The following is a 15,161-nucleotide window of genomic DNA, read 5'->3' on the forward strand; positions in this document are numbered from 1 at the left end:
ATATCCTCGCTCAGGCGAGCCGATCTGCGGCTGCCACGATATCCTCGTCGCCCGGCAACACCAACAAAGCGGCGCCCGCCAATGGCGTGTAGGTATCCACGCCCACCACGCGCTGGAACGGGCGACCGGCAAAACCGGCCTCGGCGATGGCGGTGATCACCCCCTCGCCCACGCCGGCCGAGTGACGGCCTTCGTCGACGATCAGGATGCGTTTGGCGGTCCTGGCCTGTTCGGCGATGAAACCCTCGTTGAGCGGCACCAGCCAGCGCAGATCGACCACGCGTACCTTCCAGCCGTGCTTCTTGCCGATTTCCCGCGCCGCGCGCAGGCTCATCGGCACGCCGTTGCCGTAGGTGAAGATCACCAGATCATCGGCGTCTTCCTGATAGACGCGGCCTTCCCCCAGCACCATCGCTTCGTCCGGCGCCGGATAAGCCGTGAGCCATTGACCGTCGCCGGCTTCGTACAGATCCTTGGTCATGTACAGCGCGATCGGTTCCAGGAAGATGCTTACGCGTCCGTCCACCTTCGCCAACGCGGCCAGGGTGCGCAGCATGGTCGCGGCATCGTCGCCGCGCGAAGGACAACCGACCACCAGCCCCGGAATGTCGCGCAAGGCGGCAATGGAATTGTCGTTGTGGAAATGGCCGCCGAAACCGCGCTGGTAACCCAACCCGGCCATGCGCACCACCATCGGATTGCGGTACTGGTTGTTGGAGAAGAACTGCAGCGACGCCGCCTCGCCGCGGATCTGGTCGCAGGCGTTGTGGAAATACGCCAGGTACTGGATCTCCGGCACCGGCAGCATGCCCAGGTTGGCGTAGCCCTGGGCAAGGCCCAGAATCATGGTTTCGTCCAGCAGCGTATTGAACACGCGGCTGTTCTTGAAAGCCTTGTGCAAGCCCTTGGTGACGGTGTAGACGCCGCCCTTCTGCGCCACGTCTTCGCCGAACAGCAGCGCTTCGGGATACTTGCAGAACAGATCGTGCAGCGCGTTGTTGATCAGAAGCGCCAGATGCCGCGGCGGTTGCGCTTCGGGCAGCTTCTGTGCGTTTCCGAAAACCTGCAGGCGCTTTTCCGCGTAGTCCGCACGCTTGGCCTCGGCCATGACTTTGTCCGGCGTGTACGGCGCCAGCGGCGCAACCACGTCTTCCAGGCGGGTGAGCTTGGGCGTCCTGTCGGCCGCGTCGGCGGCAGCGAAACAGCGCTTGCGGATGTCTTCGTACAGGGCCAGCAGCTGCTGTTTGGTATACAGACCGGATTCCAGCGCGATGGCCGCCGAGCGCAGTAGCGGATCGCCCGCCTCCACCGCGACCAGCTCTTCGATGGGGCGCCATTCGATTTCGAAGTCGGTGCCGGCGTGGCCCATGATCCGGGTGGTGCGCAGATGCAGGAAGGTGGGGCGACGGGTGCGGCGGCAATGTTCCACCGCCGCCTGCACCTGGCCGTAGCCTTCGGCCAGGTCCAGGCCATCGGCGTAGAAATAGTCCAGGTCGTCGCGCTTGGAGAAATTGCGTTCGATCCAGCCGCCCGGCGTCTTCACCGATATGCCGATGCCGTTGTCCTCGCACACGAACAGCACCGGCGCGGGCAGCTTCTGGTAAGACGTCCACGCCGCGGCGTTGAACGCGGTCTGCGCAGCGGCATGATTGCTGGAGGCGTCGCCGAAGGAACAGATAGCGATGCTGTCGTCGGGAATCGGCGAAGCATGACCGATGCGCTTGGCCTGTTCGATGGCCACCGCCGTACCCAGCGCCTTGGGCAGGTGCGAGGCGATGGTGGAAGTCTGCGGCAACACCCACAGTGGCTTTGAGCCCCATACTTTGTGACGGCCGCCCGAGGCCGGATCTTCGGAACTGGCCGCGAAGGACAGCGCCGAATCCATGATCGGATCCATGCCGGGCAGCTTGCGGAAACGCTCGGCCATGAACGCGCCGGAACGGTAATGCAGGAATGCTGGATCGGTATGCCGGGTCAGACGCGCGACCATCGCATTGCCTTCGTGGCCGGAACTGCCGATGGTGTAGAAGACCTTGTTCTGCACTCGCAGCACACGCGCCATCAGGTCCAGATGGCGCGATACCAGCTGCGATTCCAGCAGTTCGGCGAAGGCGCCGGCATCCAACGCGCTGCCGTCGAGGATCGCTTCGTGCGACGCGGGCCGGGCTTGCGCCTGCCCGCTCCAATCGTTCACGAACTCGGTGAAGTTCTGATCGCAGATTTCGGCGCGGTTGAGGCCCTTCATGCGAGCGGGAATGGGTGTGGCGGTCATTGGTATTTCCGTAGGCCGGGCCTACGCGCCCGACTGCAATTTGCGGCGTCCCCGGAAAACCGGGCGTCGGGGGCGTAGCCCCGATCTACGCTCAATCGATGTGGGCCAACAATGCGGCGTTCTCTGCCCGCGGTTCCGGCATCGCCACGAATCCGGGCTGGCTACGCACGCGTGCAAGCCAGTCGCGCAGCGCCGGGAAAGGAGCCAGATCGAAGCCGCCATGGTGCGCGACATCGGTATAGGCAAACAGTGCGATGTCGGCGATACCGTACTCGGCACCCGTGAACCAGGGCGCGGAATCAAGGTGTTTCTCCATCACTTCCAATGCCTGCACGCCACGCTCCCGCAAGCGCGGCAGGTCGGCGCGACGCGGCGAATCGAGTGGCGTCCAGCCGCGAATGAAGCGCGCCACGGCGATGTAGGGCTCATGGCTGTACTGTTCGAAGAACATCCAGCTCAACGCCTGCGCGCGCAGCCATGCGTCGGAAGGCAGGTACGGGGTACCTTCGGCCAGATAACAGAGGATGGCATTCGATTCGACCAGGATGCGGCCGTCTTCCAGCTCCAGCATCGGCACCTTGCCGTTGGCGTTCTTGGCCAGGTATTCCGGCGTGCGCGTCCCGCCCTGGGAGCTGTCGATCTCCACCCACCGGTACTCGTGTCCGATTTGTTCCAGCAACAGGCGCAACTTGTGGCAATTGCCGGAAACCGAATAGCCGTAAACGGTGATCATGCCCTGCTCTCCTTCTTGCGATTGGCCATCCACTCTTCGCGCGATTGTCCCCAGATCTCGACCGGCTTGGCGTCGTGCGGCGCGGGCAACCAGCCCATGCGCAGAAAGCTCGACCCCAGTTTCGCGGCCACCGTCTTCGAATTGGCGTTGTCCTCGGCGATGGTGTGGATCACCTCGTCCCAGTCCAGGTTGTCGAATGCCCAATCGGTGGCGGCGCGCGCGCCTTCCGGCGCGAAACCCTTGCCCCAGTGTTCGCGGGCGATGCTCCAGCCCACCTCGGTACCGGGCCAGCCTTCCGGCTGCCAGGGGCCCAGGCGACCGACCCATTGGCCAGTCGCTTTCTCGATCACCGAGAAGAACCCGAAACCCTGCAGATGCCACCCGCCGACCACCGCCGCGAATGCGCGCCATGCGATCGGCCGTGGTTGCACGCCGCCGATGTGCCGCGCGGATTCCTCGTCGGCGATGAAGGCCGCCCATGGCTCGAAGTCCTGCGCCTGCGGTGGGCGAAGAATTAGCCGTTCGGTTTCGAGCTGAAGGTCAAAGATGCTCATGAACTCTCGCTGTTCCCTTCTCCCATCGGCGCCCGCAGGGTGTGCAAGGCTGAGAAGGTGGCGCGAAGCGACGGATGAGGGAGTGGGAATGACTCGCCAGCGACGGATCTGTAGAGCTGACAGTCCATTCCTTCATCCGCCCTACGGGCACCTTCTCCCAGCGGGAGAAGGAAAATAAAAAATCAGAACGCGTTGATGCCCGTCAGCTCCCGCCCGATCACCAACTGATGCACCGTCTCCGTGCCTTCATAGGTGATCACCGATTCCAGGTTCAAGGCATGACGGATCGCGGCATGTTCGGTGGTGATGCCGGCGCCGCCCAGCAGGTCGCGGCATTCGCGGGCGATGTCGATGGCCATGCGGCAATTGTTCCACTTGGCCAGCGACACTTGCGCCGGCTGCATGTTGCCGGCGTCCTTCAACCGGCCCAGTTGCAGCGACAGCAATTGCGCCAGGGTGATGCGGCGGGCCATCTCGGCCATCTTGATCTGCGCGCTCTGGGTGGCCGCCACCGGGCGCTCGAACAGGATGCGTTCCTTGGTATAGCCCAGCACTTCGTCCAGGCAGGCGATGGCCGCGCCTATCGGCCCCCAGGTGATGCCGTAGCGGGCCTGGGTCAGGCAGCCCAGCGGACCCTTGAGGCCCTTCACGTTGGGCAGGCGGTTGGCTTCGGGTACGCGCACGTTGTCGAAGAACAGCGCCGAGGTGACCGAAGCGCGCAGGCTCATCTTCTTGTGGATTTCCTGGGCCTTGAAACCGGCGAAATCCTTCTCCACCACGAAGCCCTGGATGCCGTCCTCGGTCTGCGCCCAGACGATGGCGATATCGGCCAAATTGCCGTTGGTGATCCACATCTTGGAACCGTTGAGGATCCAGTCGCTGCCGTCGCGCTTGGCATTGGTCTTCATGGCGCCGGGATCCGAGCCGCCCTGCGGTTCGGTCAGGCCGAAGCAACCGATGACCTTGCCCGCGGCCATGTCCGGCAGCCAGCGCATGCGCTGTTCTTCGCTGCCGTAGGCGTAGATGGGGTACATGCACAGCGAGGACTGCACGCTGACGAAGCTGCGTATGCCCGAATCGCCCCGCTCCAGCTCCTGGCAGATCAACCCGTAGCTGACCGCATTCAGACCGCCGCCGCCGTACTGTTCCGGCAGGGACGAGCCCAACAGGCCCAGGTCGGCGATCTCTGACACCAATTCCTTGGGAAACCAGCCCTGGTCGAAGGCATCGCCGATGATCGGGCGCACGCGCTCGTCGGTGAACCGGGCCACGGTGTCCTGCACCGCGCGCTCCTCTTCGCTGAGCAGGGAACGGATGTCAAACAGGTCGTAGGGGTTCAGAGCCATTCGCGGAAGCCGGTTCGGGACAGTCCGCCATTGTATTCGGCCCCCCTGCGGCGCCGTAACCCCTAAGTTTGCCGACCAGAAACGGAAAAGCCGGCGAAATCGCCGGCCTTCCTGGTTGATACGACGAAGCAGCGGCTCAACCCTTGCCGTCGTCCGCCACGGATGCGGTCTGGATAACGACCTGGCCATCGATGACCGGCAGGCGGTCGCCCGGCTTCTCATCCATGCGGATGGTCTTTTCCTGGCCATCGAAGCGGTAGGTCACGTCGTAGCCCACCACCTTGTCGGTATCGCCCATGGCGATGCGGGTGCCGGGCTTGCTGCCCATGCGCATGGTGCCGGTAGTGCCGTCGGCATTGCGGTAGGTCACGTTGTAGCCGGTCACGCGCGAGGACTCGGAGCTGGTGTTTTCGGTATGGCACTGGCGCTCGGTCCGGCTGACTACCCGGCCACCCACATGGTTCCTGTCTACCTTGTTGCCGATTACGCCGCCAACGACAGCGCCCGCCGCGGTCGCGGCCTTCTTGCCGTTGCCGCCGCCCACCTGGTTGCCCAGCAGGCCGCCGATCACCGCGCCCGCGACCGTGCCGCCGGCGTTGCCGTCGCGTTCGGGCAGGCGTTCCTGCACCACCACGTCTTCGCATACTTCGCGCGGGGTATTGGTGGTGGTGGTTTCCCGCACCGGTTCGCTGCCGATCACGGTGGCGTAGATCTTGTTCTTGTTGGTGATCGGGTCGACTTTCACCACTTCCGCATATTGCAAGGTGTTGGGCTCGATCTGGTTATCGAGCGGCGCCTGGTCCAATGCGGTATCGGCGGCGGCCACCGGCTCGCCGGTAGTGGCGTTGACGAACTCGTCGGGCTTTTCCCGATTGTTCATGTAAGCCGCCGTGGCGATGCCTCCGAAAAGCAGAGCGCCCGTGGCGATCAGGATCGTGGTGGTATTGCTCTTCATGCCAACCTCCGTGCGGGCGGCTCCCGCGTTATCGATAAGTCAATTGCAGCACGACATAGCTGAACAACAACCGGTTTCGCCCCCTCCAAACCGCCCGCAATATGAACCGGCGCGCGGACCATGGCTCGTGGTAGCGTGTCCTCCGTCACATCACTTGCGAATCAGGCAAATGGCCACTCCCCTCTTGTTGCCCCTGCTGAACTGGGCCAGAAAACTGCGTTACCCGACCCTGTTCAAGATTACCGCTGCGCTGTTCGCGATCACGCTGTTCATCCCCGATCCGATACCGTTGGTCGACGAGATCCTGCTGGGCCTGGGCACCCTGTTGCTGGCCAACTGGAAAAACCGGAAAAATCCCACGGTCATAGATTCGGACGGCGCGCAAAGATAGGCGTCAAGCATGCTGGTAGACAGCCATTGCCACCTGGACGCGCCGGAGTTCGATGCCGACCGTGAAGCGGTAATCCATCGCGCCCGCGCCGCCGGCGTGATGCAACAGGTGATTCCGGCGGTCGATGCCGAGCATTGGCCGCAGCTGCGCGATATCTGCCGAATGCATCCCGGATTGTTTCCTGCCTACGGCCTCCATCCGATGTTCCTGGATTCGCACAGGCCCGAACACTTGCAGCAACTGGGGGACTGGATCGCACGCGAGCGGCCGGTCGCGGTGGGCGAATGCGGGTTGGATTTCTTCGTCGAGAACCTGGATGCGAGCGGACAGCAATTGTATTTCGACGGGCAACTGGCGCTGGCCCGCGAATTCGACTTGCCCGTGATCGTGCATGCGCGGCGCGCGGTGGATGCGGTCATCGCATCGTTCAAACGCATCGGCAAGTTGCGAGGCGTTGTGCACAGCTTCTCCGGCAGCCCGGAGCAGGCGAGGCAGCTATGGCAGCTGGGTTTCATGGTCGGCATCGGCGGCCCGGCAACCTATGCGCGCGCTAATCGCCTGCGCGGACTGGTGGCGGAAATGCCGCTGGAGCATCTGCTGCTGGAGACCGATGCGCCGGACCAACCCGATGCGGAAATCCGCGGACAGCGCAATGAACCGGCGCGGCTTTCCTTCGTCTGCGAAACCATTGCGCAACTGCGCGGCGAGGATGCCGCAACAATCGCCGCGGCTACCGCAGCAAATGCCCGCCGCCTCTTCAATCTGCCCAGCGCGCCGTAAGACATCATGGATACCGCGGGAGCGGCAGGAGCCGTAGGAGCGACGTGAGTCGCGATAGAGCCTCGGTAACCATCCATCGCGACTCACGTCGCTCCTACGGCCCCGGTTTTTTCAGCAGCTCCAACGCCTTGGCGACCATGGCGAACGCGAACGCGCCGGTGATGTGCGTGGCGGCGCCCAGGCCAGCGCCGCAATCCAGCTTGAGCGCCGCATCGGGACCGAGTTGCGGACGCACGCCGCAGACGCTGCCGTCGGCCTGCGGGTACTTCACGTTTTCCAGCGAATAAACGGCCTGCACGCCGAAGTATCGATCGGGGTTCTTCGGAAAATTGAATTCGCTGCGCAGTTTCTTGCGGATAAGCGCCAGCAATGCGTCGTGTTCGGTACGGGACAGATCGCGCAGGCGTATCTGGGTGGGGTCGGTCCGTCCGCCGGCGGAGCCCGAAACAACGATGGGCAACTTGCGGCGGCGGCACCAGGCGATCATTTCGACCTTGGTGCGGAAGCTGTCGCAGGCATCCAGCACCAGGTCGAAATTGCGGTCCAGGAGTTCTTCCAGATTGGAGGCGGTCAGGAACGATGGCACCACTTCCACTTCGATCAGCGGATTGATCGCCCGGCAGCGCTCGGCCATGGCTTCGGATTTGTTGCGTCCGTACTGGCCCTCCAGCGCGGGCAACTGCCGGTTGGTGTTGGACACGCAGATATCGTCGGCATCGATCAGTGTGAGATGACCCACGCCGCTGCGGGCCAGCGCCTCCACCACCCAGGAACCCACACCTCCCATGCCGACCACGGCCACGCGGCTGCCGGCGTATTTTTCCACCGTGCCCTGGCCGTACAGCCGATCGATGCCGGCGAAGCGTTCGCGCAATTCGTTCTTCATCTCACTATTGTAGACGTGGCGGAATGCGTGACGCGCGTCGTACTATTCCGGGCATCATCACTCAAGGAGCCCGCCGCATGGCCAGCCAACCCGCAAAAGCCTCCAACGCATCGCGTTACTTCTTCCTGTTCCTGATCGGCCTGGTGATGGGAGCGGTGCTGACGGTGATGGCTTTGCGCGCGATCCAGGCCCGGCAGGATCCGTTTCCGGATAGCGTCATGCACGTAATGGACAAGCAGGCCAGCCTGCTGAAGCAGAACGGCGAACAGAGCCGCTGCGCAGTAACCGATACCCTCCCGCGGCTGCAGTCGCTGCGCGCGATCAGCAACGACCTGGAACTGGCGTTCCCCGACGAAGCCCAGGACCAGCGCTTCGTCGGCCATGCCAGCCGGCTGCGCGCCACGTTGAATGCGGCCATCGCTGCACCGCCTGCCGATTGTGCGGCGCAAGGCATCGTCACCCAGAAGATCGGCGAGGACTGCAAGGCCTGCCATCAGGATTTCCGCGGCTGAACGAAGGCTGGCGGGAATTCGCGGCCCGCTGGCCTACGGGACCGGATTGACGTGCGGTTCATGCGCCGCGCAACACGATGGCTTCCACAGGCGCCGGGACCGGCGCCGTGTCCCGAAACCTTTGGATGCCTTAAGGAGAACCGCATGAAGATTCGATTGCTCGCCATGGGTGCGCTGGCCGCCGCGACGCTGGCCGGCTGCGCCACTACTTCCCCCAACTATGGTTACGGCAGCCCCGCTCCGGTTTCCTCGCAGGCGCGCTGCTACGACTGCGGCATCGTCACCCGTATCGACACGGTGCCTTCGGGCCGCACCGCACCGTCCAAGACCGGCGCCGTGCTCGGCGGCATCGTCGGCGCGATCGCCGGCCATGAAATCTCCGACAAGACCGGCGGCAGCAAGGGCAACCAGAACATCGCCACCGTGGCGGGCGCCGTCGGCGGCGCCGTCGCCGGCAACGCCATCCAGAACCGCGCCACCGGCGACACCTACGATGTGCACGTGCGCATGGACGACGGCCGCACGGTCGTCATCAACCAGCGCGATCTGGGCGGCGTTCGTGAAAACACCTACGTGCGCGTAGTCAATGGCCGCGTGGTGATCCGCTAACCCGGGATTCCAAACCTGCATCGTTGTCGAAGAAGGCCCGCCATGCGGGCCTTCTCCGTCATGGCAGCGGCAGTTCGCCGCGATGCGCGCAACCGGTAAGCCGCACATCGCCCAACTCGATCCTGGCCTGCCACGCCGACGCGGCATCGGCCATGCCGTCCGCGCAGTAACCCGGCGTCAATTCCACTCGCGCCTTGGGGGAGGCGGACGCCCACGCGTAGCCGCTGCCGGTCTTTTCCGCCGCAGCCACCGCCTGCAACGGCGCGCTGTCTGGACGCTCGAGCAGCCAGCCGGTCGGCGAGAGTCGCAGGGACCAGAACGGCTCGGTTCCGCTGGCGACGAATTGCGCCGCTTCCGGCGCGGAATCGCAACGCGGACCTTCGGTGTACGCACGTTCGATCGCAACGACTTCCAGCTTGCCTTCTTTCTCTCTGACCCAGGCATCCAGAAAGAATTCCAGCTTGCCTCCCGATTCCAGAAAGCGGTCCAGGAAAATCCGGGACTGCGAAGAAAGCGTGAGAATGCGCTGTTGGCCACTGCCGCACGGCGTGAATCCATAACCATCCTTGCCGACCAAGGCTTCTCCGCGGATACGCTGCGTTTCCGGAGCGGCAGGTTCGCCGGACCGATCTGTATTCTCCGTCGCGGAACCTGCTTCACGCGCCGCGCAACCGGTCAGAGCCAACGCCAGCAAGACCAGGACCATCCGGGTTTTCCGATGCTTGCGCGAAATCATATGAATTCCCTCCACTGGACCGGGCTTGTCCGGCAGATCATATCCCGGGCGATCCGTGTTGCACGGCATCACTACAACGATCATTTTTCGCAGTATCTTCCTTTGTCCGCAGCACGGACGGTGTTATTCCCATTACATAAAAGGACTGACAGATGAACAAGGCACTTGGTCGTACGCTCGCCACCAGCACGGTGCTCGCCACCGCGATCGCAATCGCTGTAGCCGTAGCCGCTCCACGAAATGCTCCGTTCAATCCATTGCAGGTCCGCATTGCGGCCGTGAACGCTCAAGCCGGCGACCTGCTTGGCGCTGTGGAAATCGTGATCACCAACACCAGCAACAAGGTGGTCCGCGTGCCCAAGTGGCAGCTACCGTCCGATTTCCCGGAAACCAGCCTCTTCCGCATTACCCAGGACGGAAAGCCCGTCGCTTACGAAGGCGCCCAGGTCAAGCGCGGCCTGCCGAAGGCCGAAGATTTCGCGATCCTGCGCCCGCAGCAAAGCCTGCGCACCGTGGTGGATCTTTCGTCCTCCTACGATCTTTCCAAGAGCGGAAACTACGAAGTCACTCTGGCATCGCCTTTGCAATACGCGTCGCTTTCCGACGGCAGCATGCTGCGCAGCGAACGCGGCACACCGATGGTGATGCGCAGCCAGCCGCTGAAGCTGTGGGTGGATGGCAGCGACGTGCTGGGGGCGGAAAAGGCAGCCAAGGGCAAACCTGGCAGCGGCGGCACCGTGGTGAACGGGGTGAGCTATGTGGGCTGCTCAACCACGCAGATCAGCACCGCGGGCAACGCGATCATCGCCGCGCGCAACTATTCCGAGAACGCCAAGAACTATCTGGCATCCGGCGCCACCGGCCCGCGATATGGCACCTGGTTCGGTGCCTACACCAGCAGCCGCTACAGTACGGTCCGCGGCAATTTCACCGCCATCGATACCGCGCTCGACCAGAATGCGGGCCAGATCAAGATCAACTGCGGATGCAACCAGAGCTATTACGCCTACGTGTACCCAACCCGCCCCTACGAAATCTTCGTCTGCCGCGCTTTCTGGAACGCGCCGTTGACCGGCACCGATTCCAAGGCCGGCACCCTGATCCATGAAACCAGCCACTTCAATGCCGTGGCCGGCACGGACGATATCGTTTACGGTCAGAGCGGCGCCAAGAGCCTGGCATTGAGCGATCCGGCCAGCGCTATCCAGAATGCGGACAGCCACGAATACTTCGCGGAAAACACGCCACAGCAGAACTGATCCGACCAAGAAAAAAGCCCGGCGCAATGCCGGGCTTTTTTTGTTTCGCTTCTATGTCGAAGACGCGGCTCGTGCGCTCAGAGCGCTTCGACTGCATCGGCTTGCAGGCCTTTCTGCCCCTGGACGACGGTGAAGCTGACCTTCTGTCCTTCCTTGAGGCTCTTGAAGCCCTGGCTCTGGATGGCGCGGAAGTGCACGAACACATCCTCGCCATTTTCGCGGCTGATGAAGCCGAAGCCCTTGGCGTCGTTGAACCATTTGACGGTACCGTTTTCGCGATCTGCCATTTCTGCTAACTCCCTGGAACGGTTGGTGGATACGCCGTTGCTCCGGCGGCTGGTTGCAAGGAGGAAGCGTGTAACGTTGTAGCGGAACATGGTTCGACCGCATCAGGCCACAATGCACGGTGACCTTGGCAAGCGCAGCGGCTGAACAGTAACCCGCTATTTCTGAAAATGCAATAATTCTGACTGTTATCACAATCAATATAAGTTACTGATTTAATTAGGGGAAATTCTTGGAGTTACAGTCGTTGTACTACGCGTTGGCGGTGATCCTGGTTTTGGTGGGCATCGCCGGGGTCATCCTGCCGGCCCTGCCCGGCCTGCCGCTGGTGTTCGCGGGCATGCTGCTGGCGGCCTGGGCGGGCGGCTTCCAGCAGATCGGCTGGGTCACTCTGGTGATACTGGGGCTGTTGACGCTGCTATCCATAGGCGTGGATTTTTTCGCCACCATGGTTGGCGCCAAACGCGTGGGCGCCAGCAGGAAAGCGTTGCTTGGTGCAGTGCTGGGCACATTCGCCGGCCTCTTTTTCGGCCCCATTGGCCTGTTCGTCGGCCCCTTCGTGGGTGCGTTGCTGGGCGAACTGTGGCACGGACGGGAAATCGGCCAGGCCGCCAAAGTCGGCCTGGGGACCTGGCTGGGCATCCTGCTGGGTACAGTGCTGAAGCTGGGTCTGGCGTTCGCGATGCTGGGCCTGTTCGCATTCGCCTGGTTCGTTTGAGCGGGCAGAACCCGTGCACGCGGCATGCCCATGGGTGGCGGCAGCGGCTGCTACGAGAGAAACTGATGGAGAAGTGGCTTCCCCCATGGCCGCAAATGTGAGTTCAGGATGACGCACGAAATTTTTCGCCGAACGTTTCTGGTATCGGCCATGGCCGTCCCGTTCACCGCAATGGCGCAAGACGAGCCCGAATCCACCGCCGCCACACCGGAAGCCTGCGTGGCGATAGAAGCGGATGCGACCCGGCTGGCCTGCTACGACCGCGTGCTCGGTCGCCGCGCCGGGGATACGCAGGCCGCCGATGCGGCGGCCGAACTGGCTGCCGAACTGGCCAAGCAGGAGCGCAATGCCAGCGCACCGGAATCCGACGCGTCGCTGCGCGAACGCGCACGCCACCGCCTGGGTTCGGTGTTCGGCCACGACGACCAGTACGCCGAGGCGCTGGCCAACGCCGGCAAGGGTTCGCTATTGGACAGCCGCTGGGAATTGGCCAAGGACTCCAAGCTGGGCGTGTTCCAGATGCGCGCCTACAAGCCGGTCTATCTGTTCCCCGCGTTCTGGACCAGCGACACCAACAAGACGCCCACCTCGCCGAATCCCGACAACACCGTCGCCGAGCCGCAGAACCTGACCAGCGTGGAGGCCAAGTTCCAGCTCAGCTTCAAGACCAAGTTCGCCGAGAATCTTTTCGGCGACAACGGCGACCTGTGGGGCGCCTATACCCAGAGTTCGCGCTGGCAGGTCTACAACGCCGAGGAATCGCGGCCGTTCCGCGAGACCAACTACGAACCGGAAGTGATGCTGGTGTTCCGCAACAACTACAGCCTGGGCGGCTGGAAAGGACGCATGACCGCGATCGGCGTCAATCATCAGTCCAACGGCCGCAGCGATCCGCTGTCGCGCAGCTGGAACCGGGTGATGCTGAACGTGGGGCTGGACCGTGAGAACTGGGCTTTCGTGGTGCGTCCCTGGTGGCGCATTCCGGACGGCAGCGACGACGACAACCCCGACATCCAGAACTATATCGGCCGCGGCGACGCGATGCTGGTGTACAGCAAGAACGGCCATGAGTTTTCGCTGCTGGGCAGGCATTCGCTGCGCGGTGGCGACGACTCGCACGGATCGGTGCAGATGGACTGGGGCTTCCCCATCGACCGCACCCTGCGCGGACACCTGCAGCTGTTCCATGGCTATGGCGAAAGTCTGATCGACTACAACCACAAGGCTACTTATGTGGGCCTGGGCATTTCGTTGCTGGAGTGGTTCTGAACCGCTTTGCCGGCGCGCCGATGCAGTACGCGCCGATGTAGTAACAGGCGCCGGCGCCGGATCATTGCGAGCTGCGCCAGCGCCGGTGCTCCACCATCAGGCACTGGTCCTGCACCACGTCGATGCCGCTGCGCAGCAGCGACTCGGCGAAGCCGTCGTCGCGGATGCCGCTCTGCAGCCAGACCGTACGCGGACGCGCTTTCAGGATGTCCGGCAGATGCGGCGGCAAGTCGCCGGGTTTGCGGAATACGTTCAGCACGTCCACGCGCCCCTTGATGTCGGCGACGGCGCGCAGCACCGGCTTGCCCAGGATATGGGTGACTTCCGGGTAATAGACCGGGACCGGAATCACCTCGTAACCCACGCGATGCAGATAAGCGGGGATCATGTGCGCCGGTTGCGCGGCGTGGGTTTCCGGCTTGATGCCCAATACCGCGATACGGCGAATGCCGGAAAGAAGCCGGTCGATCTCGCGATGGTCCTGGATGAGTGCGCCGCGCATGTAGACCTTCGGAATGTGTAGGTAGCTGGTAGATGCGGACGCCCGCGCCAGAATCCAATGGCGCTTGAATGATGCGCGCGGGCGGTGGACTATTCGCGGACTCCGTCGAACTCGCCCCGCCTGCATGTCCAGCTTACCGCGCCCCAAACGCTCCTACACCGCCTATACCTCCGCCCTGCTGGGACTGCTCAGCCTGTTCGGCGTGCTGTGTTTCCATTTCCCCGAGCTGCTGACCAGCAAGGAATTCCGCGCGGTCTACAGCGAAACCTTCGCCCGCAACCTTCTACTGGTCGGCCTGGTCGCGGCCTTCCTGCTGGGTACGCTCGCCATCCTGCGCGGCCGCAACCGGCGCGTCGCATTGCTCGGGGTGGGCAGCGCGACCTTGGCCGTGCTGGTGGGCGGAACCAATGTCCAGTTCGATTCGATAGGCAAGACCTCCTATTCGCTGGGGCTGGACTGGTTCGTGATCTCGCTGTTCTTCTCGGCGCTGGTGTTCGTGCCGATGGAGCGCTTCCTGGGCAAGCGCGACATCTCTCCGCTGCGGCCCGGCTGGCGCACCGATCTGGCCTACTTCTTCATGAGCCATGTGCTGGTGCAGTTCATCCTGATCCTGATCACCGCCTCGACCTCGACCATCGCCGGGTTGGCGATGTTCCCCGCGCTCAAGGCCGCGATCCAGTCCTTGCCGGTATGGGCGCAATTCCTGATCGCCGTGTTCGTGGCCGATCTGGCCCAGGCGCTGCTGCATCGGGCCTATCACAACATTCCCTGGCTCTGGCGTTTCCATGCCGTGCACCACTCCAGCCGCGAGATGGACTGGCTGGCGGGTTCGCGCATCCACTTCGTGGAAATCGTGATGACCCGCAGCGCGGTGCTGCTGCCGTTGCTGATCCTGGGCTTCTCGGCTTCGGCAGTGAACGCATACGTGGTACTGGTGGGCCTGCAGGCCGTGCTTGCGCACGCCAACCTTGGCATCCGCTTCGGGCCGCTGGAGTATCTGCTGGTGTTGCCGCGCTACCACCACTGGCACCATGCGCGCCAGCAGGAATACATCGACGTCAACTACGCCATCCATCTGCCGCTGGTCGACATGCTGATGGGCACCTTCAAGCTGCCGCGCAAGCAGGAGGAATGGCCGCAGGAATACGGCGTGATGAAGCTGGAAACCGTGCCGCGCGGCATCGTGGAACAGCATCTGATGCCGTTCCGCGGAAAGAAGGCCTACGACGATTTCGTCGATTGACTAAGGGCGCACCGGTCGCCCTGAGCCTTTCCTTGTAGAGCCGAGCTTGCTCGGCTGCCTTTCGCAAGAAGAGCAAAAGCAGCCGAGCAAGCTCGGCTCTACAAAGCGGTG

Annotated in this window: 17 protein-coding genes; 8 read left to right on the forward strand and 9 right to left on the reverse strand. The window is 63.3% G+C overall.

Going from position 1 to position 15,161, the window contains the following annotated elements; all coding sequences use genetic code 11:
- Window positions 1-10 precede the first annotated feature (10 nt).
- From CSC73_RS10900 to CSC73_RS10920, 5 genes are all read right to left on the reverse strand, one after another.
- Entirely contained in the window at window positions 11-2,272 is a 2,262-nt protein-coding gene (locus tag CSC73_RS10900; RefSeq protein WP_163840462.1) for a thiamine pyrophosphate-dependent enzyme, read from the reverse strand.
- A gap of 91 nt (window positions 2,273-2,363) precedes the next feature.
- Complete coding sequence (locus CSC73_RS10905) at window positions 2,364-3,005, reverse strand: glutathione S-transferase family protein (protein ID WP_163840463.1); 642 nt, start codon at window positions 3,003-3,005, stop codon at window positions 2,364-2,366.
- Window positions 3,002-3,559, reverse strand: a complete 558-nt coding sequence (locus CSC73_RS10910) for a GNAT family N-acetyltransferase (RefSeq protein WP_163840464.1) — start codon at window positions 3,557-3,559, stop codon at window positions 3,002-3,004. The genes CSC73_RS10905 and CSC73_RS10910 overlap by 4 nt, the downstream gene beginning before the upstream one ends.
- 182 nt (window positions 3,560-3,741) lie before the next feature.
- Window positions 3,742-4,905 (reverse strand): acyl-CoA dehydrogenase family protein, encoded by a 1,164-nt coding sequence (locus CSC73_RS10915; protein WP_163840465.1) that lies wholly within the window; start codon window positions 4,903-4,905, stop codon window positions 3,742-3,744.
- 136 nt (window positions 4,906-5,041) lie between these two features.
- Window positions 5,042-5,860, reverse strand: coding sequence for a glycine zipper 2TM domain-containing protein (locus CSC73_RS10920; protein ID WP_163840466.1), 819 nt, complete (start codon window positions 5,858-5,860; stop codon window positions 5,042-5,044).
- Window positions 5,861-6,029: 169 nt separating this feature from the next.
- Between CSC73_RS10920 and CSC73_RS10925 the strand changes: the two genes are divergently transcribed.
- Both CSC73_RS10925 and CSC73_RS10930 read left to right on the forward strand, forming a co-directional pair.
- Window positions 6,030-6,251, forward strand: a complete 222-nt coding sequence (locus CSC73_RS10925; protein WP_093280348.1) for a DUF6116 family protein — start codon at window positions 6,030-6,032, stop codon at window positions 6,249-6,251.
- A 9-nt stretch (window positions 6,252-6,260) separates the two neighbouring features.
- Window positions 6,261-7,031 (forward strand): TatD family hydrolase, encoded by a 771-nt coding sequence (locus tag CSC73_RS10930; protein WP_163840467.1) that lies wholly within the window; start codon window positions 6,261-6,263, stop codon window positions 7,029-7,031.
- A 94-nt stretch (window positions 7,032-7,125) separates the two neighbouring features.
- On the opposite strand, the gene CSC73_RS10935 is transcribed toward CSC73_RS10930, so the two are convergent.
- Window positions 7,126-7,917: a tRNA threonylcarbamoyladenosine dehydratase gene (locus CSC73_RS10935; RefSeq protein ID WP_163840468.1), complete on the reverse strand. Its 792-nt coding sequence runs from the start codon at window positions 7,915-7,917 to the stop codon at window positions 7,126-7,128.
- Window positions 7,918-7,994: 77 nt separating this feature from the next.
- Here CSC73_RS10935 and CSC73_RS10940 point away from each other — a divergent pair, with 77 nt between their 5' ends.
- Entirely contained in the window at window positions 7,995-8,429 is a 435-nt protein-coding gene (locus CSC73_RS10940; RefSeq protein ID WP_163840469.1) for a hypothetical protein, read from the forward strand.
- 144 nt (window positions 8,430-8,573) lie between these two features.
- Entirely contained in the window at window positions 8,574-9,038 is a 465-nt protein-coding gene (locus CSC73_RS10945; RefSeq protein ID WP_163840470.1) for a glycine zipper 2TM domain-containing protein, read from the forward strand.
- Between the two features lie 58 nt (window positions 9,039-9,096).
- Here CSC73_RS10945 and CSC73_RS10950 read toward each other — a convergent pair whose 3' ends face one another.
- Window positions 9,097-9,744 (reverse strand): hypothetical protein, encoded by a 648-nt coding sequence (locus CSC73_RS10950; protein ID WP_163840471.1) that lies wholly within the window; start codon window positions 9,742-9,744, stop codon window positions 9,097-9,099.
- A gap of 182 nt (window positions 9,745-9,926) precedes the next feature.
- On the opposite strand from CSC73_RS10950, the gene CSC73_RS10955 reads away from it, so the two are divergent.
- Entirely contained in the window at window positions 9,927-11,033 is a 1,107-nt protein-coding gene (locus CSC73_RS10955; protein ID WP_163840472.1) for a M35 family metalloendopeptidase, read from the forward strand.
- A gap of 77 nt (window positions 11,034-11,110) precedes the next feature.
- On the opposite strand, the gene CSC73_RS10960 is transcribed toward CSC73_RS10955, so the two are convergent.
- Complete coding sequence (locus tag CSC73_RS10960; RefSeq protein ID WP_093280354.1) at window positions 11,111-11,320, reverse strand: cold-shock protein; 210 nt, start codon at window positions 11,318-11,320, stop codon at window positions 11,111-11,113.
- 230 nt (window positions 11,321-11,550) lie between these two features.
- Here CSC73_RS10960 and CSC73_RS10965 point away from each other — a divergent pair, with 230 nt between their 5' ends.
- Window positions 11,551-12,036 (forward strand): DUF456 domain-containing protein, encoded by a 486-nt coding sequence (locus CSC73_RS10965; protein WP_163840473.1) that lies wholly within the window; start codon window positions 11,551-11,553, stop codon window positions 12,034-12,036.
- Window positions 12,037-12,144: 108 nt separating this feature from the next.
- Entirely contained in the window at window positions 12,145-13,305 is a 1,161-nt protein-coding gene (locus tag CSC73_RS10970; RefSeq protein ID WP_163840474.1) for a phospholipase A, read from the forward strand.
- 61 nt (window positions 13,306-13,366) lie between these two features.
- Here the strand turns inward: CSC73_RS10970 and CSC73_RS10975 are convergent, their stop codons facing one another.
- A complete protein-coding gene (locus tag CSC73_RS10975) occupies window positions 13,367-13,807 on the reverse strand; it encodes a CoA-binding protein (RefSeq protein ID WP_163840475.1) in 441 nt (146 codons plus the stop codon).
- Between the two features lie 124 nt (window positions 13,808-13,931).
- Between CSC73_RS10975 and CSC73_RS10980 the strand changes: the two genes are divergently transcribed.
- Window positions 13,932-15,050, forward strand: a complete 1,119-nt coding sequence (locus CSC73_RS10980; protein WP_163840476.1) for a sterol desaturase family protein — start codon at window positions 13,932-13,934, stop codon at window positions 15,048-15,050.
- The last annotated feature ends 111 nt before the right edge of the window (window positions 15,051-15,161 follow it).

This window comes from Pseudoxanthomonas sacheonensis (assembly GCF_010093305.1).
Lineage (GTDB): Bacteria > Pseudomonadota > Gammaproteobacteria > Xanthomonadales > Xanthomonadaceae > Pseudoxanthomonas_A > Pseudoxanthomonas_A sacheonensis.

Bases quoted from the DNA above. Each gene is read 5' to 3' on its own strand.
- CSC73_RS10900 (WP_163840462.1), bottom strand. From the start codon at position 2,272: ATGACCGCCACACCCATTCCCGCTCGCATGAAGGGCCTCAACCGCGCC.
- CSC73_RS10905 (WP_163840463.1), bottom strand. From the start codon at position 3,005: ATGATCACCGTTTACGGCTATTCGGTTTCCGGCAATTGCCACAAGTTG.
- CSC73_RS10910 (WP_163840464.1), bottom strand. From the start codon at position 3,559: ATGAGCATCTTTGACCTTCAGCTCGAAACCGAACGGCTAATTCTTCGC.
- CSC73_RS10915 (WP_163840465.1), bottom strand. From the start codon at position 4,905: ATGGCTCTGAACCCCTACGACCTGTTTGACATCCGTTCCCTGCTCAGC.
- CSC73_RS10920 (WP_163840466.1), bottom strand. From the start codon at position 5,860: ATGAAGAGCAATACCACCACGATCCTGATCGCCACGGGCGCTCTGCTT.
- CSC73_RS10925 (WP_093280348.1), top strand. From the start codon at position 6,030: ATGGCCACTCCCCTCTTGTTGCCCCTGCTGAACTGGGCCAGAAAACTG.
- CSC73_RS10930 (WP_163840467.1), top strand. From the start codon at position 6,261: ATGCTGGTAGACAGCCATTGCCACCTGGACGCGCCGGAGTTCGATGCC.
- CSC73_RS10935 (WP_163840468.1), bottom strand. From the start codon at position 7,917: ATGAAGAACGAATTGCGCGAACGCTTCGCCGGCATCGATCGGCTGTAC.
- CSC73_RS10940 (WP_163840469.1), top strand. From the start codon at position 7,995: ATGGCCAGCCAACCCGCAAAAGCCTCCAACGCATCGCGTTACTTCTTC.
- CSC73_RS10945 (WP_163840470.1), top strand. From the start codon at position 8,574: ATGAAGATTCGATTGCTCGCCATGGGTGCGCTGGCCGCCGCGACGCTG.
- CSC73_RS10950 (WP_163840471.1), bottom strand. From the start codon at position 9,744: ATGGTCCTGGTCTTGCTGGCGTTGGCTCTGACCGGTTGCGCGGCGCGT.
- CSC73_RS10955 (WP_163840472.1), top strand. From the start codon at position 9,927: ATGAACAAGGCACTTGGTCGTACGCTCGCCACCAGCACGGTGCTCGCC.
- CSC73_RS10960 (WP_093280354.1), bottom strand. From the start codon at position 11,320: ATGGCAGATCGCGAAAACGGTACCGTCAAATGGTTCAACGACGCCAAG.
- CSC73_RS10970 (WP_163840474.1), top strand. From the start codon at position 12,145: ATGACGCACGAAATTTTTCGCCGAACGTTTCTGGTATCGGCCATGGCC.
- CSC73_RS10975 (WP_163840475.1), bottom strand. From the start codon at position 13,807: ATGCGCGGCGCACTCATCCAGGACCATCGCGAGATCGACCGGCTTCTT.
- CSC73_RS10980 (WP_163840476.1), top strand. From the start codon at position 13,932: ATGTCCAGCTTACCGCGCCCCAAACGCTCCTACACCGCCTATACCTCC.